The organism is Mucilaginibacter sp. CAU 1740 (genome assembly GCF_039839285.1).
GTDB lineage: Bacteria > Bacteroidota > Bacteroidia > Sphingobacteriales > Sphingobacteriaceae > Mucilaginibacter.
Genome location: NZ_JBDOQS010000005.1, coordinates 195,028 through 213,703 on the forward strand (window position 1 = coordinate 195,028; position 18,676 = coordinate 213,703).

Below are 18,676 nucleotides of genomic sequence, written 5' to 3' on the forward strand. Positions count from 1 at the left end.
AGACTTACGAAGTTTTAAAAACATCGTAAGTCTAACATGCAATATCTCAGTGAAATTAAGCCCCTATAAAAATATTGGCCTATCCAATTTCATAGCTATCCTATAAGCTGCGTTCATCAACCCAACATGGCTGTAGGCCTGCGGAAAATTACCCCACTGGCTGCCATCGTTCTCATCAACATCCTCACTAAATAATTGTAAGTGATTTGAATATTGAAGCAGGTTACCAAACTCGCGCTGAGCATCATCCAGGCGGCCTACAGCTGCTAATGCCTCTACATACCAAAAAGCGCAGATGAGAAAAGTAGTTTTAGGTTTGCCAAAATCATCGGCATATAAATACCTGTAAAATAAACCGTTGGGTGTTCTTAACTCTTTCTCCAATGCAGCTAAATGATCTTTGGCTTTTTGCGAGTTTGGATCGAGATAGTTCATCATGATGAGCTGTAGTGTGCTGGCATCAAGGTTACTACTCCCGGCCGAATTGGTGTAAACTTTCCTAACCGGATCATAGCAACTTTCGATATGCGCCGCGGCCCGTTCTTTTAATGAAACTGCCTTATCAATCAATTCCTGGTTTTGAATGGTGCGCGCCATCTTTTCGGCAGCAGATGCACCGGCCCATTGAAACAGGTTGCTGTAACAGTGGATATTCGCCATGTTTCTGAACTCCCAGATACCAGCGTCTTTTTCATCGATGGTGTGTTCTATCTTATCTAATAGAAATTCAATCCAGTGTACCGAATCTTTTCTTTCAGAGAAAACAAAGCGATGATCGGTATAAAGTGGTAGGAGAGAGATCAACACCTGTCCGTAAATATCATTTTGGATATGTTCTGAAGCCTGATTACCTACGCGTACGGGCTGGTTGCCCATGTAGCCGGTTAAATCAGTCAGGATATTTTCAACGAGGTCTTTTTTACCGGTGATGCCATAAAGCGGCTGGTAACGTTCCATTTCGGAAAAGGTGATATCAGTAACGTAACTGAAATACTTTTCCATCTCTTCAAAATGACCGATGTGGTTAAGCGCGGTGATCACGTAGTAAGTATCGCGCAGCCAGCAATAACGATAATCCCAATTACGACCGCTTCCTGGCGATTCTGGCAAACTTGTTGTACTTGCCGCTATGATCGCCCCGGTATCTTCGTACTGATGGATTTTAAGAGCCAAAGCCGAACGGATCACGAAGGGCTGAAAATATGTAGCAATGGATGAATGCTTGATCCAGGTACGCCAGTATTGTACTGTCTCGGTGTAGAAACGTTCGGCAGTGCTGTTTAAAGCTGCTTCCAGCGGCTCGCCGTAGGTCATTACCAGGTATTTGGTTTCGTTGAGCACAAACGCCTGTTCATCAAAAATGTAACTGATGGGGATATTGGTTGTAAGGCGGATATTCTCTTCGCCGCCCTGGTATTGAATGTGGTTGCTGCCGCGATTAACGGTTAGCTTAACGGCACCGTATTCGGATACCGGTTCGCATTTGACAATTACCCGTGGTGAGCCTTCAATAGCCTCGATCTTCCTGATCAGCATTAAGGGCTTGTAATAACGCTGATGCTGGTAAAAACGTGGCGCAAAATCGGTTATTCGATATTTACCGCCGCTTTTGGGTGTTATTTCGGTAATTAAAACGTTGGTATTTTCGAGGTAATGCTGCTGCGATTCGTATTCGCCTTCGGGGCGGATAGAAAACTCGCCGCCTTTTTCCTGATCAAGCAAGCCACCGAAAATGAATGTACTATCAAAACGGGGCCAGCAGAGCCAATCAACGTTGGTGTTTTTATTTATATGCGCCAAAAAGGCACAGTTGCCAATAATGCCGGTATTATAGGTGTGTTTGCTCATTGGTAGCTTTGTGTTTATTTCCAAACTCAACAACACAGCCTTTGTAATGTTGGCGTAAATAATAGGATTATTTAAAGTTTGTTTGCATTTGTCAAACAATGTATAGTAACTTAGTCGTATTAATTCAACATAAAAATCTATCATTATGAGTTTAAGATTGGGCGATAAAGCGCCAAACTTCCAGGCAAAAACATCAGCAGGCGAAATTGACTTTTACGAATATTTAGGCGATAGCTGGGGCGTACTGTTTTCGCACCCAGGTGATTATACACCGGTTTGTACCACCGAGTTAGGCAGAACCGCCGCTTTAAAAAACGAGTTTGAAAAACGTAACGTTAAAGTATTGGCACTAAGCGTTGATTCGGTAGAATCGCACCATGGCTGGATCAATGATATTAATGAAACTCAAGGCGTTGAAGTAAACTTCCCGATCATTGCCGATGAAGACCGTAAAATTTCTGAAGCTTATGACATGATCCACCCAAATGCTTCGGTTAATGCTACCGTGCGTTCACTGTTTATTATCGGTCCGGATAAAGCTGTTAAGCTGATTATTACTTACCCTGCTTCAACCGGTCGTAATTTCCAGGAAATTTTACGTGTGATAGATTCATTGCAATTAACCGCAAATTACAGCGTAGCTACACCGGCAGATTGGAAGGAAGGAGAGGACGTAGTGGTAGTGCCAGCTATCAAAACTGAAGATATCCCGGCCAAATTTCCGAAAGGTTATACAGCGGTTAAACCCTATTTACGCATAACCCCTCAACCAAATAAATAATTTTATTTGGTTTATTTAATAATTTTATATATTTGGTAAAGACTGAATATCTAATTTTCCTGAACAATATAAACCTATTTTATTTTCAGTTTGGTTTTAGTCATCTTAAATTGAATTTTTTATTACGATTATTATAATTATGAAAACTGGAAAAGTAAAATGGTTTAACACACAAAAGGGCTATGGCTTTATTATTACCGAAGAGGGTAAGGACCTTTTTGTTCATTTCAAAGATGTACAAGGCGGCGTAAATGCCATAAAGGATAACGATAGCGTTACCTATGATGTGGAAGATGGAAGAAAAGGATTACAGGCTGTTAACGTTAAAAAGGCATAAAATTATTGGAAAAACTTACTTACTAAACCTCTGCTTCGCCAGGGGTTTTTTTGTGTCATCATTTTTTGTTTTCCGTATAAATCGCCTACATTAGCCAACCAATTTTACAATTTATGACCGATACTGCCGCTTCCAAAGCTTCGCGGAATGCCATCTTTTTAGTACTTGTAGCTTCATTAGGCTATTTTGTAGATATTTATGACCTTTTAGTTTTCTCAATAGTACGGATTCCCAGTCTCAAAGATATCGGCTTAAACGAACAACAAATTACAGACAAAGGTCAGCTTATTATAAGCATACAAATGCTTGGTTTGCTAATTGGTGGAGTTGTGTGGGGCATTATAGGCGATAAGCTTGGGCGTATTAAAGTGCTTTTTGGTTCGATATTACTTTACTCGTTAGCAAACTTTGCCAATGGATTTGTGCACGATGTTAATACTTATGCATTAGTTAGATTTATTGCAGGGCTTGGGTTGGCTGGTGAGTTGGGTGCCGGCATTACCCTGGTAAGCGAAACTTTAAGTAAGGAAAATCGGGGTTATGGAACAATGATGGTGGCTGTGATTGGCTTATTCGGTGCTACTGCAGCCTATGCTGTTGCAAAGTTTGGCTGGCGTAATGCCTATTTTGTTGGCGGTGGTTTAGGCATATTGCTTTTGTTGCTACGCGTGGGAACTTTCGAATCGGGTATGTTTAAAAACGTTGAGAACAGCAATGTATCTAAAGGTAACATGCTGATGCTTTTTACTAATTGGGAGCGGTTAAAAAAGTATATATTCTGTATTCTTATCGGCGCACCGTTATGGTACGTGGTTGGTGTACTGATCAGTTTTTCTGATAAATTTGGAGCAGCCTTGGGAGCCACTACCGTGATCAAACCGGGCGACGGGATATTTTACAGCTATATAGGTATTGCAATAGGCGATATTATTGCCGGATTATTGGCGCAATTTACCAAATCAAGAAAGCTGACCATGGCGGTTTTCCTGATAATATCACTGGTGAGTGTTCATTTTTACCTGAGCGATACAGGTATTACACCTGAGCGCTTTGCTGTATTAAGTTTCTTTATGGGGTGTACGGTAGGCTATTGGGCAACTTTTGTAACCATCGCCTCCGAGCAATTCGGTACCAATATTCGCTCTACAGTTACCACTACGGTACCAAATTTTGTACGCGGTTCGCTTATTCCGATAACTTTGGCATTTAACGCGTTTAAAGATAAATACGGATATATCCATGCCGGTTATATAATGATGGTGATACTTACCGTTGTGTCCCTGTTTGCTTTAAGCCAATTAAAAGAGACTTTTGGTAAGGATCTGGATTACCTGGAAATTAGCTAATGATAAGGGTGTTCAATTTTTGAAAAACAGGTGTTCAATTTTGTTCGATCTGTCGATAAGTAAAATATTCAATTCTGATTATCAGTAATTTACAGCTTTATCCTCAAAAGATTGAACAGCTAATTGATTGATTATCAATAACAAATCATTTTGGAGGTGTTCACACTTTAAAGAGTTGAACACCTCTATTTTTATAACACAGGCCGATACGCTACTTCCCCGGCAATCCTCAAAATTCACTACTTTTACAGCCTATGATCAGCAAAGAACAAATAGCCGAAGATTATAAACTGATACAGGACGAGATCTGCACAGCACTTGAGCAATTAGATGGCGTAGCCAAATTTGAGCAGGAACTATGGGAGCGTGAAGGTGGCGGCGGCGGCCGTACCCGTGTTATTCAAAATGGCAATATCCTCGAAAAAGGAGGCGTTAACTTTTCGGCAGTTCATGGTCATTTGCCCGATACCATGAAAAAAGCTTTGCAGGTTGAGCAGGATGATTTTTTTGCAACCGGCGTATCTATTGTGATCCATCCCAACCACCCGTTGGTGCCTATCATCCACATGAATATTCGCTATTTCGAAATGCCATCAACCATGGCTGGCGAAAGTAAACCGGTGCGCTGGTTTGGTGGAGGTATAGATTTAACACCCCATTATGTAATTGAAGATGATGCCCGTTTTTTTCATGGTGGATTAAAAGCCGTATGCGATCAATACTACGCCGATTTCCACCCACGTTTTAAAAAATGGGCCGACGATTATTTTTACATCAAGCACCGCAGCGAAACCCGCGGCATAGGCGGTATATTTTACGATAGGCTTACCGCTAACGACGATTTGAGCTGGGAGCAGATTTTTGAGTTTTCAAAATCAGTAGGCCGTTCATTCGCACCTCTATATACAGAACTCGTTAACCGTAACCGTCATAAAGAATTTACTGAAGCCCAACAGCTTTTTCAGTACCAGCGCCGCAGTCGTTATGCCGAGTTTAACCTGGTATATGATGCCGGTACCAAATTCGGCCTGGAAACCAATGGCCGTATCGAATCGATTTTAATGAGCCTGCCGCCAACGGCCAAATGGGTTTATGATTACCATCCGCAACCAGGCAGTGAAGAAGAAAAAACACTATCTTTATTGAAAAAAGGAATTAACTGGGCTTAGGTTAAAAGCCGAAGGCTTAAGGCCGAAAGCGAAAAGCTGGGAGACTAATGTAAAGTCTGCAAGCAAACATCATTGCCAATGAAAAAATCTATTATACCGATAATCTCTACGTTATTGTTATGCGCCTTTCGGTTTGATGGCAGTCCGCTAAAAGGCACATGGGAATATCGTGGCGGTATCATTAATGGTAAGCTTGATGGCGCGCCTAAAGAGTATAAACTACAGCGCACCTACAACGATGAGCATTACGAAGCTAAGGTATTAGAGGAAGGAGAGAAAGCCCTTACTTATGAAAAAGGTGATTACCGCCTCAATGCCGATACCTGCTTAGAAAAGCAAACCTATTGCATGCAGGAATCGAAACTGCTTAACAAAACCGTAAAATACAACTATATCATCAGCAACGATACCCTTAAACTGCTTTCTGTTTTACCAAACGGGAACAAGGTTGAGGACTATTGGGTTAAGCTGAAATAAACCTGACGAGTGTAACAAAATTTTGATATGGTATCTCCGAAAACCACCGTTTATTATCAGGAAAAGTGGCGGGTTGTCAACTATTTTTTTAACTTCGCAGGTCGTTGAAAAATCAATTTTAACACGCAATTATAAGAGAAGGTTCTACAAATAAATAAAAATGGCTGAAGGAACAGAAAACGATAATTCACACGCAGAAGACAGGATAATTTCGATAAATATTGATGAGGAAATGCGATCGGCCTACATTGATTATTCAATGTCGGTTATCGTTTCAAGGGCGCTGCCCGATGTCCGCGATGGACTTAAACCCGTACACAGGCGTGTATTATACGGCATGCTTGATCTGGGCCTTACCAACGGAAAACCCTACAAAAAATCAGCCCGTATAGTAGGTGAGGTAATGGGTAAATACCACCCTCACGGCGATAAATCGGTATATGATACCATGGTGCGTATGGCCCAGGAGTGGAGTTTGCGTTACTTACTGGTTGAAGGTCAGGGTAACTACGGATCTGTTGACGGTGATGAGCCAGCGGCAATGCGTTATACTGAGGCACGCTTGCAAAAGCTTGCCGAAGAGATGCTGGCCGATATCAACAAAGATACTATCGACTACCAGTTAAACTTCGACGACTCGTTACAGGAACCAACAGTACTGCCATCAAAATTCCCTAACCTACTGGTTAACGGTGCTTCAGGCATCGCGGTAGGTATGGCTACCAATATGGCGCCGCATAATCTTTCGGAAGTTATTGATGCTACTGTAGCATTGATCGACAACCGCCAGATTGAGGTTGCCGAGTTAATGAAATATGTGAAAGGCCCGGATTTTCCTACCGGAGGTATCATTTACGGTTACGACGGCCCGCGCGAAGCGCTGGAAACCGGTCGTGGTCGTGTAGTGATCCGTGCCCGTGCCGAAATTGAAACTTATAACGGCGAACGTGAGCGTATCATTGTGACGGAAATACCTTACCAGGTAAACAAAGCTTTAATGATCGAACGTACTGCCGAACTGGTTAACGAGAAGAAGATTGAAGGCATCTCGGCCATTCGTGACGAGTCGAGCAGGGAAGGTATCCGCGTTGTTTACGAAATAAAACGTGATGCCAATGCAGCTATCGTACTCAATAACTTATTTAAATACACTGCTTTACAAACTTCATTTAGCGTAAATAACATCGCGCTGGTTAATGGCCGCCCAATGTTGCTTAACCTGAAGGATCTGATCCATCACTTTGTTGAGCACCGCCATGAGGTAGTTGTACGCCGTACTAAATTCGAGCTTAACGAAGCCGAAAAACGCGCCCACATCCTCGAAGGTTTATTGATCGCTTTAGATCATTTAGATGAAGTTATCCGCCTGATCCGTGCTTCGCAAACTCCAGATGAGGCAAGGGAAGGATTGATGACAAGCTTTGGCTTAACCGATATCCAGGCACGCGCCATTCTTGATATGACCTTGCGTAGGTTAACAGGACTTGAGCGTGATAAGATCAAAGATGAATACGCAGCTTTAATGAAACTCATCGACCATTTAAAAAGCATCTTAAACGACGAAGGTTTAAGAATGCAGATCATCAAAGATGAGTTAACTGAGATCAAAGAAAAATATGGCGATGAGCGCCGAACCGAAATGGTTCACTCATCTGCCGAAATGCAGACTGAAGACTTTATTGAGGATGAGAACGTTGTAATCACCATCTCGCGCGAAGGTTACATCAAACGTACGCCACTTACCGAATATCGCCGTCAGGGCAGGGGTGGTAAAGGAGCTATCGGGAGTAATAGCCGCGATGCTGATTTTATCGAGCACTTGTTGATCGCCTCGAACCACAATTACATGTTGTTCTTTACCGAGTCGGGACAATGTTTCTGGCTCAGGGTATTTGAAATTCCGGAAGGCACACGTACTTCAAAAGGCCGTGCTATTCAGAATATTATCAACATCCCTAAAGAAGAAAAGATCAAGGCTTATATCAAACTGATCTCATTGAAAGATCAAAACTACCTTGAAAATAACTTCATTATCATGTGTACTAAAAAAGGTACCATCAAGAAAACTTCGCTCGAGGCTTACTCTCGTCCGCGTTCAAATGGTATCAACGCCATCAACATTAACGAAGGTGATTCACTGTTAGAAGCAAACTTAACCAGTGGTAGCAGCGAAATTGTAATGGCACTTAAATCAGGCCGCGCTATCCGCTTCAACGAATCTACCGTTAGGCCAATGGGACGTACGGCTACCGGCGTACGTGGTATTACGCTTGATGATGAAACGGATGAGGTAGTTGGTATGATCAGTATTGATGATGCTGAAACCACAGTATTGGTAGTATCAGAAAAAGGTTACGGTAAACGTACCGATATTGAAGACTACCGCGTTACCAACCGTGGCGGTAAAGGCGTAAAAACTTTAAATATTACTGAAAAAACCGGAAACCTTGTAGCCATAAAAGGTGTTACAGATAAGGAAGACCTGATGATCATCAATAAATCGGGCATTATTATCCGTATTGCAATTAGTGAGTTAAGGGTAATGGGCAGGGCCACACAAGGCGTAAGGCTCATCACGCTTAAAGGCGACGACGAAATTGCTTCAGTAGCCAAAATTGAGCATGAAGAAGTAGGCGAGGGCGATGTTGCCGCTGCTGAAGGCACTGAAGCAACAACCGGCGACGAAGCCGGCGAGAGCAATACGGCCGATGACAGCACAGAAACATCATCCGACGATACAACTGAATAAACTATGCACTACCGCAAAATCTTTTTAACAGTTTTAATATCATTTGTTACTACAACTTTCGCGTTTGCCCAAAAGGAAGCGCTGAAAGTTGTGGTTAACAACTTAGCCTTTTACAAACAAAAAGGCGATTTGAAATACCTTGCATCGGCTAAAAAATCAGCCGATAGTTTGATTATCACCAAATCGGATACTGCCGATATCGAGAAAAACCTGTACAGGGCCATCGTAAATTCGAGCATTTTATATGTCGATTCGCTGAATAAGTTAGGCATGCCTGCCGATCTGCTTCCGCAAACCTCTCAATTGGTTGATAAACTATCTGGCAAGGGTAAGATCTTCAGGTATCAATCCGAACTTGATTATTCTAAACGCTGCCTGGCCAATGTTTACATTCGTAAAGGTTTTGAGTTTGTAAATAACTCGGACTTTAATAATGCGAAAACATCGTTCGAAAACGCGAAGAAGTATGCGCCGGGCATGAACCAGATCAATACTTATATCGCTTTTGCAAACAATAAAGCCGGTAATTTACAGGACGCCGCTAAGTATTACAGTAATTTGCTTAAAACGGATAGCGCTAAAACGGAGTATATCGAAACGGCATCCAATATTTATAAAGCACTGGGCGACACTGCCAAAGCTTTGCAGATACTGCAAAAAGGGAGGAAGCTGTTACCTAACGACAGGTTTTTATTGTTAGATGAAGCCAATATCTACAATAACAAAAAGAACTATAAAGCGTTAGAGCCCCTGATCCCGCCATTGCTTGACATTAACGCTAATAACGCCGATATTGCATTCGTTGCAGCAGCCTGCTATGATCATTTAAATAAATTTGATTTGGCCGAATCGCTATATTTACGTGCAATTGAATTAGGCGGAACCGATTTCGATCCGGCTTTTAACCTTGGCTTGCTATACTTTAAACAAAGCGTAAGCAAAAAGGAGGGGAGCGACATCCAGGATTTAGGAAGGGCTATACAGTGGCTTGAGAAAGCTAACGAAATATCGCCAAATAACGTTAAGAGCCTGCAGGCATTACAACTGGCTTATCAAAAATCTGATAACCTGGACATGTTAGAAAGAGTAAACAATAAACTAAAACAGTTAACCAATCAATAACAAAGCATCATGAAAATCAAACTTTTGATGGCAGGCCTGTTAGGCTTAGTTTCAGCAACAGCGTTTGCACAAAAAGGCGAGCTTAATACAGCCAAAGAAGAATACGAAAAGTATTCGGGCTTAAGAGGCCAGGCCGCAATGGCTACTATGGCAAATAAAAGCCTAAGCACCGCAAAAGAATCTATCGACAAAGCATCTGTTAACGAAAAAACAGCAACAATGCCGCTTACTTTCGCTGTAAAAGGCTCTGTTTATTCAGCACTTGCAGTTCTGGATACCGTTCCAACCACTTCATTGCCTTTATTTACCACAGCTGACGAAGCTTTGAAAAAAGCGAAAGAGCTTGATACCAAAGGTGAAAACAAAAAAATGATTGATGAGGCTTATTTAAATTTAGCTCAATATCAGTTAACTAAAGGTGTTAAAGAGTACTCAGGCGGTAAATATGATCAGGCTTACAAAGCATTCGATTATTACCGTACTGTACTGCCTGAAGATACAAACGCAATTTATTACACAGGCTTAGCGGCTGCTAACAGCAAAAACTATCCTGCGGCGATAAGCAACTACACTAAGCTGCTTACAACCAAATATTCAAAAAATCAAACCACATATCTTGATCTTTCGTCATTATATCTTGCAAGTAAAGACACTGCTAACGCTTTAAAAACAGTTAGCGATGGTGTAGCAAAATATCCTTCAGATACCGAGTTGCGCAAACGCGAAATTGAAATTAGCCTGCAAACTGGTAAAGAAAAAGAGGTTACTGATAAAATTCAGGCCGCTTTAGCTAACGATCCTAAAAATAAAACGCTTTATTACTATGCAGGTTTAACTTATTCGCAAACAGGTGACGGTTATGCAAGTCAAATAAAAGCCGCAAAAGACCCGGCTGCTAAAGCAAAACTTCAGGCTTCAAAAGCTGAAGCTTACGGAAAAGCTGGCGAGATGTACAAAAAAGCACTGGAAATAGATCCTAACTATTTTGAAGCAAATTTAAACTTAGGCTATATCATCCTTAGCCCGGCTATTGATTTGTACAATGCTGCTAATAAACTGCCAGCAAACAAACAAAAAGAATATGATGCCGCTGTAGCTAAAGCAAAAGCTCAATTCGATTTGGCTAAACCATATTTGGTTAAAGCTGCTGAGCTTCAACCAAAATCATTAGATGCATTACAAAATTTAAGAACTTATTACCAAGGTGTAAGAGACGATGCGAATGCTGCTAAAATTAAAGCTCAAATTGATGCTTTACCAGCTAATCAATAAGCGATAAATAAGGGGGGCTTGCAAAAGCCCCTTCTTTTTAAAATACTATTTAACATAATGTTAATTATAGTAATTTAAATTAAGATTGAATAAGGACTCAAAACAGAGCCAATATCAGAATTATTGACACCATAACAGCAGAAAAATCTTTGTATTGTCAGCGTAATTTAATTTTAAAACGAAGAGCATGACAAGCACTTTAATCGGCACTGCAGTTGTAAAGACACAATCAAAAAACTACAAACTATGGATCTTAAATTAAAAAATAAAACCGCGCTGGTTACAGGTTCAACAGCCGGCATTGGTTATGCTATTGCGAAGTCATTAGCAAACGAAGGAGTTAATGTTTATATAAATGGCCGCAGTCAGACCAAGGTTGATGAAGTTGTGAAAAAACTCATCGCCGAAACCGGAAATGAAAATGTTAAAGGCATCGCTGCAGACTTTACAAATACTGCTCAGATAGCTGCTTTAATTGAGCAATTGCCCGAAGTTGATATTTTGATAAACAACGTTGGCATTTTTGAACCTAAAGAATTTTCGGCGATAAGTGATGAAGATTGGTTTAAATTTTATGAGGTTAACGTTTTAAGCGGTATCCGTTTATCACGTGCTTATTTTGATAAAATGATCAGCAAAAACTGGGGCCGCATTGTTTTCATTTCAAGCGAATCTGCTTACCAGATCCCAACAGAAATGATTCACTACGGGATGACAAAAACAGCCCAGATAGCAGTTGCCCGTGGCCTTGCTGAACTCACTACAAATACCGGAGTAACTGTTAATACCGTATTGCCAGGCCCAACAATGTCTGAAGGTGTTGGCGATTTTGTGCAAGCGTTGGCAGACGGTCAGGGATTAACCACGGCCGAGATTGAAAAGGATTTCTTTGCCAATGTTCGCGGAACATCGTTGTTGAAACGCTTTATCACAACTGATGAGATCGCTAATCTTGTTACTTATGTGGCCAGTCCATTATCGGCAGCTACCAATGGCGCTACTTTAAGGGCTGACGGTGGTGTAATTAAAACAGCATTCTAAGTCTGTTTTTAAAAAATAAAAAATCCCGTATCTGTTATTGATACGGGATTTTTTATTGATACAACTACATTAGTTTTTCTTAGTAGTATCTGTTTTCGCTGTGTCAGTTTTAGCAGAGTCGGCTGCCGCTGGTGCAGGTGCGCTTTGGCTTGTTGAATCCATTTTAGTGCTGTCAGATCCGTCGCCGGCTTTTTTTTCTGAACTGCAACCCGTTGCGATACCGCCAATTAACATCGCGACAACCGCGAAGCTCAAAATTTGCTTTTTCATAGTTATTTGTTTTATAGATTAATGATCAATTATTTGTGAACCATACTATAAACTCCTTTACCACCTTATTGTTTAACCAATATTTAAAAAGCACGTATTTTTTTTAACATTGCAAGTTTTGATCAACATATCAATACATAATTGCGCATTTTTTTCTGATATTTAGGCGCTATGGTACTATCCGAAGGATTATTGAAATGGGTTATGAGGATATATCCCCCTCTCCTTTTTCAACGGATTTGGGTTGTTAAATTTTTAAAAGGATATCGGGGAGTCGACGTGCGGATCAGAAAGAGTTTCCTCAACAAAAACTACAACAACAGCATATTTGGCGGTACACTTTTTTCAGCTGCCGATCCCTTCTATCCCCTACTCTTTCACCAAATTTTTACCGGCAAAGGATATAAATTAATGGTGTGGTCAAAATCGGCCTCAATACAATATGTTAAACCCGCCACAACTCATTTATCGTTCAGTATCAGGCTTACTGATAACGATATTGAACAAGCGGAACACATTTTAAATACTATCGGAAAATTTATAAGCACCTTCCCTATTGACATTTATAATAAAGATGGCGAAATATGCGTATCGTTGATGAACGAGGTATATGTACGAAACTTAAACTTTATTGATACTACTAATATATAGCTACTGATGACTGTGATCATGAACGACGAGGCTTTTGAGAAAAAAGGATTTAAAATTTCGACTGATAAGAACTTGCTGGATGTTGATGTTATTTACGATTTTTTGAATAATGATTCATATTGGGCAAAAGGCATTCCCCGCCAAAAAATGGCCCGCGCCATTGAAAACTCCATGTGTTTTGGAATTTTCCATAATGATAAGCAAGCCGGTTTTGCCCGTGTAGTTACTGATAATGCCACGTTTGCTTACATATGCGATGTGTTTGTTTTGCCTGCATATCGTGGCAAAAGTCTGTCAAAATGGCTGGTACAAACAATTATTAAACATCCGGACCTGAAAGGCTTAAGAAGATGGTCGTTAGCTACGGCTGATGCTCACAATTTATACAGTCAGTTCGGTTTTTCGCCAATTGCGAAACCTGAAAGCTGGATGGAAATATATACCCCCTATATTAAACCTCAATAAATTAACTACAAGGCTATGAACAGAACCAATGTAAGGAAACTGATATTTGAAGGTGAAAGCGTTACGCTCGACTTTAAAAAAACAATTACAAGCTGCGAAAAAATAGCCCGTACAATGGTGTCGTTCGCTAATAACAAAGGCGGCAAGTTATTGATAGGCGTAGCCGATGATGGTACGATAAAAGGCGTAAAATCTGAAGAAGAAGAAAAGTATATGATTGACCGTGCGGCGCATATATTTTCACGCCCGGCGCTCGAACCAACGTTTGAAGAGATCTATGTAGATGATAAAGTGGTGCTACTTGTAGATATCCCGGCAAGCGACCTTAAACCACACTACGCCCTTGCCGAAGATGGCAAGTGGTGGGCTTATGTGCGTGTAAAAGACAAGAGCGTACTGGCCAGTAAAATTGTGCTGGAGGTGCTAAAACGCTCGTCAAATGACCAGGGTGTTTTGATCGAATATTCCGACAATGAGCGTACACTGCTTGGGCACCTTGAAAAGGCCGGACGTGTTACGATGAAAGAGTGCGTTGAGCTTTTAAAAGTAGGCAGGCGAAGGGCGCAAAACCTGCTTGTGGACCTGATCCTATCAGGCATTGTTAAAATCAATACCACCGAAAAAGAAGAATATTATACCGCCTGCTGACTTTTGTTAGCAGGCAAATGGTTACTTTTGGCTCCCTGCATCAAAAGTAATGTTAACCAATTTAGCCAAATACAAACCTTTTTACCGCGAAAGTCTTAAACTTGCTTTTCCCGTAGTGTTATCTAATGTGGGGCACACGCTTGTGCAAACTTCGGATACTATTATTGTGGGGCACTTTGCTGGCACGTCTTCATTGGCCGCCGTAGCGCTGGTGAATAGTTTGTTTATGGTACCGTTGGTTGTGGGAATGGGCATCTCATACGGCTTAACCCCACTGGTAGCCCAAAACAACGGCCGAAACAATAAGCGCGAATGCGGTTTGCTCCTTTCAAACAGCTTGTTTTTGAATATGCTTAGCGGGATATTATTATTTGCGTTGATCTATTTCGGAACGATGTTGCTTATCGGCCACCTCGATCAATCACCGGCTGTAGTAACTGAAGCCAAGCCATATTTGTTACTATTGAGTTTATCGCTGATACCACTTTTAATTTTCAATACATTTAAACAGTTTGCCGAAGGTTTGGGCTTCACCAGGCAGGCCATGATGATATCTATTTGGGGTAACGTGATCAATATTTGCCTTGGGATAACGTTTGTAAAAGGCTTATTCGGTGTACATCCCATGGGGATTAAGGGTGTTGGTTACAGCACCTTGATAGATCGATGCGTAATGGCTATTGTGATGGCATTTTATGTTTTCAGATCGAAAAACTTTAAAGATTACCTGAAAGATTTTGCTATAAAAAACATCGATAGATTACGTGGCTTGCAGATCATGAAGATAGGTGCACCGGTAGCACTTCAGTACGTATTTGAGGTAAGCGCGTTTGGCGGGGCTGCTATTTTGGTTGGCACAATTGGTTTGGTTCAGCAGGCGGCACACCAGGTTTCTATTAGTTTAGCATCTATGACTTATATGGCTGCCAGCGGTATATCGGCGGCAGCGGCAATCAAGTCTGGCAATTATTTCGGAGCAAAAAAGCCAAAAGCGCTAAGGCTTTCGGCAATCGCTAACTATCATATCGTACTGGTATTTATGAGCCTTACAGCATTGATGTTTATGGCTTGTCGTGAGTTTTTACCTTGGATATACACTTCGGATAAAGCAGTAATAAGCATTGCAGTACAGATACTTATCATTGTTGCACTGTTTCAGTTATTTGACGGAGCACAGGTGGTTGGCCTTGGTGTATTGCGCGGAATGGGTGATGTTAATATCCCAACGCTTATAACTTTTCTTGCCTATTGGGTGCTGGGATTGCCCGTGGGTTACCTATTGGGAATCAAACTGCATTTGGGCATTAGCGGCGTTTGGTATGGATTAACATTAGGACTTGCCACAGCTTCTGTGTTACTATTTATCCGCTTTAACATCATTAGCAAAACCCGCAACTATACCGAAGTCCCGATAACAGCACAGGATTAAAAATACAGGTCGATAGCGGTTTTGAAAGTATTGCAGTGCGCCTCAACTATGTCCTTAATATCGGGCGAGTACCCTCCGCCCATACTCACTTGTACGGGGATGCCATTTTCGATGCATTGCTCAAAAACAAACCGGTCGCGGGCTTTACAGGCTTCCTTACTTAAAGCAAGTTTGCCAAGCTTATCGGTAGCTAAAATATCAACCCCGGAGAGATAAAAGATAAAATCGGGTTTGTGTTGCGCTATTAATTGAGGCAGCGTATTAACAAGGATTCCAAGAAACTCATCATCAGATACACCATCCTGTAAAGGAATGTCAAGATCTGACCGCTCCTTTCGATAAGGGAAATTATTGGCCCCGTGCATAGAAAAAGTAAATACCCGAGGTTCATTTTCAAATATTTGCGCGGTGCCGTTACCCTGGTGTACATCTAAATCTATTATTAATATAGATTTAGATAAGTTGTTATTTAGTAAATAGTTAGCAGCAATCGCCTGGTCATTCAGCAAGCAAAAACCTTCGCCCCAATTACTCCCTGCATGATGAGTTCCGCCCGCAACATTAAATGCCACGCCGCTCTCCGAAGCGAGTTTACAGCCATCTATGGTGCCTTGGGCTATCCGTATTTCTCGCTCAACTAACCGCGCAGATAGCGGGAAACCAGTACGACGTTGCTCTTTAGGCGATAAAGTCAAATCCCGCAGCTGATGCCAATATCCTATATCGTGTGTTTGCGTTATCACGCTTTCATCCGGCAAGCCGGGCGAAAACAAATTATCCTGGGTGATTACACCCTCATGCAATAATTGCCCCGGTATTAATTCATATTTGAGCATCGGAAAACGGTGACCTTCGGGCAATGGATGCGCGTATATGGGATCGTAGGCTATTTTAAGCATAGCAGGCGTTTATAACTCCTCCACGTTTTTCCTGATGGTTTCGCAAATGCTATCCAGCGGAAGATCATTCGCATCCCAACCAAAAGGATCTTCAATTTCTTCGGCCAGGATCTCGATGCTGGCAAATACAAACAGCACAAAACCTATAATTGGTACAATAAGATATTTAAGTTCGAAGGCCCAGGTAAAGGGCAAGGTCATGATGTAAGTGAAGATAAACTTCTTGATAAAAACGTTGTAAGAGAACGGGATAGGTGTTTTTTTGATCCGCTCACAAGCACCACAATTATCTGTAAAAGAGGTTATTTCGCTCGTTATGCTAAACAGCTGCTCCGGGCTTATTACCCCATTCCGGTTAAGCTTATAAATCTTTTCGATCATGACCGACGCTATCTGATTTGGCACATGTTTTTTAGGATCGATATTGATAAACTGCTGATCTTCGGCCACAAATTCATCCCGCAAATGATTTTTGAGCGAACGGGCATAGAATGGAATAGCAAATTTAAAAAAGGCCATATCCTGTTCATTAACAAGGTGCTTTAGTTTGATGGCGAAGTTGCGACTATTATTTACCAGGCTTCCCCAGATCTTGCGTCCTTCCCACCACCTATCATATGCAGAGTTGATGCGAAATGCCAATAACAATGAAAACACAAAACCGATTGTTTGGTGAATAAAGCTAACCTTCTTCAAAATAAAGGTATCGGGCAATTGCCAGAAGTCAATTAAAAGGTAGGTTACGATGCCAGCATAGGCACACACGGCAATTATAAGCGGAAAAAGTTCGCGCAAAGTATCAGCCCTGTTTATTTTAAAAATCGAAGAAAACCACTCTTTTGGATTGTAATACACCATGTTATAATAATTTATACAGCGGTTATTGAATTGTTTAGCAGCTGCGCTGTTTTGTAAACGTCTTGAAAAGTATTGTAAAGCGGCACGGGACTTAAGCGAATCACATCAGGCTCGCGCCAATCGCCAATTACGCCATTTTCGGCAAGGAAGTTAAAAGTAGCTTTCGCTTTTCGCTTACAAACAACCGAAAGCTGACAACCACGGGAAGCCGGATCGGCAGGTGTTATTATCTTAAAAATCTCTTCTCCGTTATTGAAATTTATCTCATTGATCAAAAACTCCAAATAGCCAGTCAGAAGCAAGCTTTTTTTGCGAAGTATATTCATGTCGCCCAAGGCGTCAAAAATCGTCATAGAGGCCTTAAATAGCGACAAGAGCAAAATTGGGGCTGTGCTTACCTGCCATCCATTAGCACCAATGGCCGGATCAAAGCCGGGAGCCATTAAAAATCGCTTATCTTGTCTATATCCCCACCAACCTGCAAAGCGGTTTAACTGCTTATCGGTAAAGTGTTTTTCATGCACGAAAATGCCGCTTACGCCCCCCGGACCAGAGTTCATGTATTTATACGAACACCAGCAGGCAAAATCAGCACCCCAATCATGAAGTTGCAAAGGTACGTTACCTGCGGCATGGGCAAGGTCAAAGCCTGCATAAGCACCCACGTTGTGTGCTGCATCAGCAATAGCCTTTAAATCGAAGAATTGGCCGGTGTAATAATTGATCCCTCCAAAGAGTACCAAGGCCAGTTCATTTTGGTTTTGTTGAATGCTGTTAACGATATCTTCAGTGCGTAAAGTTAGCTCGCCTTCACGGGGGAAGATCTCGATTATAGCATCTGCCGGGTCATAGCCGTGGTATTTAACCTGGCTTTCCATAGCGTACTGGTCTGACGGAAAAGCACCGCCCTCCATAATGACCTTATATCGTTTACTGTCTGGTTTATAAAAACTTACCATTAGTAAATGAAGATTCACTGTAAGTGAGTTCATTACGGCAACTTCATTTTCCTGAGCGCCAACTATTCTCGCTATTGATCCGGAAAGTGACTTATGATAATCCAACCACGGGTCATCGCCCTGAAACCAACCTTCAACGGCCAGGTTTTTCCAGTTGTCTAATTGATCGTTGATGTGTTGCTGCGCTGAAGTCGGCTGCAGGCCAAGTGAATTACCGCAGAGGTAAATCACATCTTCACCTTTATGCTGAGGAATGAGGAAACGACTCCGGAAATCTTTAAGCGGATCAACTTGATCCTGCTGTTTGGCAAATTCTAAATTATTTTGATAATTCATTGCCCCAATATTACAAATT

General features: G+C 41.5%; 18 protein-coding genes. 13 read left to right on the forward strand and 5 right to left on the reverse strand.

Annotated elements, in window-relative coordinates; translation table 11 throughout:
• Positions 1-63 precede the first annotated feature (63 nt).
• Complete coding sequence (locus AAFN85_RS13230; RefSeq protein ID WP_347527834.1) at positions 64-1,848, reverse strand: glycoside hydrolase family 15 protein; 1,785 nt, start codon at positions 1,846-1,848, stop codon at positions 64-66.
• Positions 1,849-1,993: 145 nt separating this feature from the next.
• Here AAFN85_RS13230 and AAFN85_RS13235 point away from each other — a divergent pair, with 145 nt between their 5' ends.
• The 9 genes from AAFN85_RS13235 to AAFN85_RS13275 all read left to right on the forward strand — a co-directional run bounded on the left by AAFN85_RS13235 (position 1,994) and on the right by AAFN85_RS13275 (position 12,142).
• The gene (locus tag AAFN85_RS13235; protein ID WP_347527835.1) at positions 1,994-2,629 is read left to right on the forward strand and encodes a peroxiredoxin; all 636 of its coding nucleotides are present in this window, start codon (positions 1,994-1,996) and stop codon (positions 2,627-2,629) included.
• A gap of 139 nt (positions 2,630-2,768) precedes the next feature.
• Positions 2,769-2,966, forward strand: a complete 198-nt coding sequence (locus tag AAFN85_RS13240) for a cold-shock protein (protein ID WP_347527836.1) — start codon at positions 2,769-2,771, stop codon at positions 2,964-2,966.
• A gap of 113 nt (positions 2,967-3,079) precedes the next feature.
• Positions 3,080-4,312, forward strand: a complete 1,233-nt coding sequence (locus AAFN85_RS13245) for an MFS transporter (RefSeq protein WP_347527838.1) — start codon at positions 3,080-3,082, stop codon at positions 4,310-4,312.
• 254 nt (positions 4,313-4,566) lie between these two features.
• Positions 4,567-5,481 carry an oxygen-dependent coproporphyrinogen oxidase gene (gene hemF, locus AAFN85_RS13250; RefSeq protein WP_347527840.1) on the forward strand — a complete coding sequence of 305 codons (915 nt, stop codon included), beginning with the start codon at positions 4,567-4,569 and terminating at the stop codon, positions 5,479-5,481.
• 78 nt (positions 5,482-5,559) lie between these two features.
• Entirely contained in the window at positions 5,560-5,958 is a 399-nt protein-coding gene (locus AAFN85_RS13255) for a hypothetical protein (protein WP_347527842.1), read from the forward strand.
• Positions 5,959-6,118: 160 nt separating this feature from the next.
• Positions 6,119-8,707 carry a DNA gyrase subunit A gene (gyrA, locus tag AAFN85_RS13260; protein ID WP_347527844.1) on the forward strand — a complete coding sequence of 863 codons (2,589 nt, stop codon included), beginning with the start codon at positions 6,119-6,121 and terminating at the stop codon, positions 8,705-8,707.
• Between the two features lie 3 nt (positions 8,708-8,710).
• Positions 8,711-9,829, forward strand: coding sequence for a hypothetical protein (locus tag AAFN85_RS13265; protein WP_347527845.1), 1,119 nt, complete (start codon positions 8,711-8,713; stop codon positions 9,827-9,829).
• A gap of 9 nt (positions 9,830-9,838) precedes the next feature.
• On the forward strand, positions 9,839-11,101 hold the full coding sequence (locus tag AAFN85_RS13270) for a hypothetical protein (RefSeq protein ID WP_347527847.1): 1,263 nt from the start codon (positions 9,839-9,841) through the stop codon (positions 11,099-11,101).
• A 246-nt stretch (positions 11,102-11,347) separates the two neighbouring features.
• Positions 11,348-12,142 carry an SDR family oxidoreductase gene (locus AAFN85_RS13275; RefSeq protein WP_347527848.1) on the forward strand — a complete coding sequence of 265 codons (795 nt, stop codon included), beginning with the start codon at positions 11,348-11,350 and terminating at the stop codon, positions 12,140-12,142.
• 69 nt (positions 12,143-12,211) lie between these two features.
• Here AAFN85_RS13275 and AAFN85_RS13280 read toward each other — a convergent pair whose 3' ends face one another.
• Complete coding sequence (locus AAFN85_RS13280; RefSeq protein WP_347527849.1) at positions 12,212-12,412, reverse strand: hypothetical protein; 201 nt, start codon at positions 12,410-12,412, stop codon at positions 12,212-12,214.
• Positions 12,413-12,616: 204 nt separating this feature from the next.
• Here AAFN85_RS13280 and AAFN85_RS13285 point away from each other — a divergent pair, with 204 nt between their 5' ends.
• Genes AAFN85_RS13285 through AAFN85_RS13300 form a run of 4 tightly spaced genes read left to right on the forward strand, consistent with a single transcriptional unit; the run spans position 12,617 to position 15,605 of the window.
• Positions 12,617-13,063, forward strand: coding sequence for a DUF4442 domain-containing protein (locus AAFN85_RS13285; RefSeq protein ID WP_347527850.1), 447 nt, complete (start codon positions 12,617-12,619; stop codon positions 13,061-13,063).
• 6 nt (positions 13,064-13,069) lie between these two features.
• The gene (locus AAFN85_RS13290; protein WP_347527852.1) at positions 13,070-13,528 is read left to right on the forward strand and encodes a GNAT family N-acetyltransferase; all 459 of its coding nucleotides are present in this window, start codon (positions 13,070-13,072) and stop codon (positions 13,526-13,528) included.
• A gap of 15 nt (positions 13,529-13,543) precedes the next feature.
• The gene (locus AAFN85_RS13295; protein WP_347527853.1) at positions 13,544-14,176 is read left to right on the forward strand and encodes an ATP-binding protein; all 633 of its coding nucleotides are present in this window, start codon (positions 13,544-13,546) and stop codon (positions 14,174-14,176) included.
• Between the two features lie 49 nt (positions 14,177-14,225).
• Entirely contained in the window at positions 14,226-15,605 is a 1,380-nt protein-coding gene (locus AAFN85_RS13300) for an MATE family efflux transporter (protein WP_347527854.1), read from the forward strand.
• Here AAFN85_RS13300 and AAFN85_RS13305 read toward each other — a convergent pair.
• From AAFN85_RS13305 to kynU, 3 genes are read right to left on the reverse strand one after another with little or no spacing between them, the layout of a single operon-like run.
• Positions 15,602-16,504: a histone deacetylase gene (locus AAFN85_RS13305; protein ID WP_347527855.1), complete on the reverse strand. Its 903-nt coding sequence runs from the start codon at positions 16,502-16,504 to the stop codon at positions 15,602-15,604. The two genes, AAFN85_RS13300 and AAFN85_RS13305, sit on opposite strands and share 4 nt — an antisense overlap.
• Before the next feature lie 9 nt (positions 16,505-16,513).
• Positions 16,514-17,362, reverse strand: a complete 849-nt coding sequence (locus AAFN85_RS13310; RefSeq protein WP_347527857.1) for a bestrophin family ion channel — start codon at positions 17,360-17,362, stop codon at positions 16,514-16,516.
• Between the two features lie 11 nt (positions 17,363-17,373).
• Positions 17,374-18,657 (reverse strand): kynureninase, encoded by a 1,284-nt coding sequence (kynU, locus tag AAFN85_RS13315; RefSeq protein WP_347527858.1) that lies wholly within the window; start codon positions 18,655-18,657, stop codon positions 17,374-17,376.
• Between the last annotated feature and the right edge of the window lie 19 nt (positions 18,658-18,676).

Coding starts and splice junctions, on each gene's coding strand:
- AAFN85_RS13255 (WP_347527842.1), top strand. CDS start 5,560: ATGAAAAAATCTATTATACCGATAATCTCTACGTTATTGTTATGCGCC.
- AAFN85_RS13275 (WP_347527848.1), top strand. CDS start 11,348: ATGGATCTTAAATTAAAAAATAAAACCGCGCTGGTTACAGGTTCAACA.
- hemF (WP_347527840.1), top strand. CDS start 4,567: ATGATCAGCAAAGAACAAATAGCCGAAGATTATAAACTGATACAGGAC.
- AAFN85_RS13265 (WP_347527845.1), top strand. CDS start 8,711: ATGCACTACCGCAAAATCTTTTTAACAGTTTTAATATCATTTGTTACT.
- AAFN85_RS13280 (WP_347527849.1), bottom strand. CDS start 12,412: ATGAAAAAGCAAATTTTGAGCTTCGCGGTTGTCGCGATGTTAATTGGC.
- AAFN85_RS13270 (WP_347527847.1), top strand. CDS start 9,839: ATGAAAATCAAACTTTTGATGGCAGGCCTGTTAGGCTTAGTTTCAGCA.
- AAFN85_RS13230 (WP_347527834.1), bottom strand. CDS start 1,848: ATGAGCAAACACACCTATAATACCGGCATTATTGGCAACTGTGCCTTT.
- AAFN85_RS13235 (WP_347527835.1), top strand. CDS start 1,994: ATGAGTTTAAGATTGGGCGATAAAGCGCCAAACTTCCAGGCAAAAACA.
- AAFN85_RS13240 (WP_347527836.1), top strand. CDS start 2,769: ATGAAAACTGGAAAAGTAAAATGGTTTAACACACAAAAGGGCTATGGC.
- AAFN85_RS13285 (WP_347527850.1), top strand. CDS start 12,617: ATGAGGATATATCCCCCTCTCCTTTTTCAACGGATTTGGGTTGTTAAA.
- AAFN85_RS13295 (WP_347527853.1), top strand. CDS start 13,544: ATGAACAGAACCAATGTAAGGAAACTGATATTTGAAGGTGAAAGCGTT.
- AAFN85_RS13290 (WP_347527852.1), top strand. CDS start 13,070: ATGACTGTGATCATGAACGACGAGGCTTTTGAGAAAAAAGGATTTAAA.
- AAFN85_RS13305 (WP_347527855.1), bottom strand. CDS start 16,504: ATGCTTAAAATAGCCTACGATCCCATATACGCGCATCCATTGCCCGAA.
- AAFN85_RS13300 (WP_347527854.1), top strand. CDS start 14,226: ATGTTAACCAATTTAGCCAAATACAAACCTTTTTACCGCGAAAGTCTT.
- kynU (WP_347527858.1), bottom strand. CDS start 18,657: ATGAATTATCAAAATAATTTAGAATTTGCCAAACAGCAGGATCAAGTT.
- AAFN85_RS13310 (WP_347527857.1), bottom strand. CDS start 17,362: ATGGTGTATTACAATCCAAAAGAGTGGTTTTCTTCGATTTTTAAAATA.
- gyrA (WP_347527844.1), top strand. CDS start 6,119: ATGGCTGAAGGAACAGAAAACGATAATTCACACGCAGAAGACAGGATA.
- AAFN85_RS13245 (WP_347527838.1), top strand. CDS start 3,080: ATGACCGATACTGCCGCTTCCAAAGCTTCGCGGAATGCCATCTTTTTA.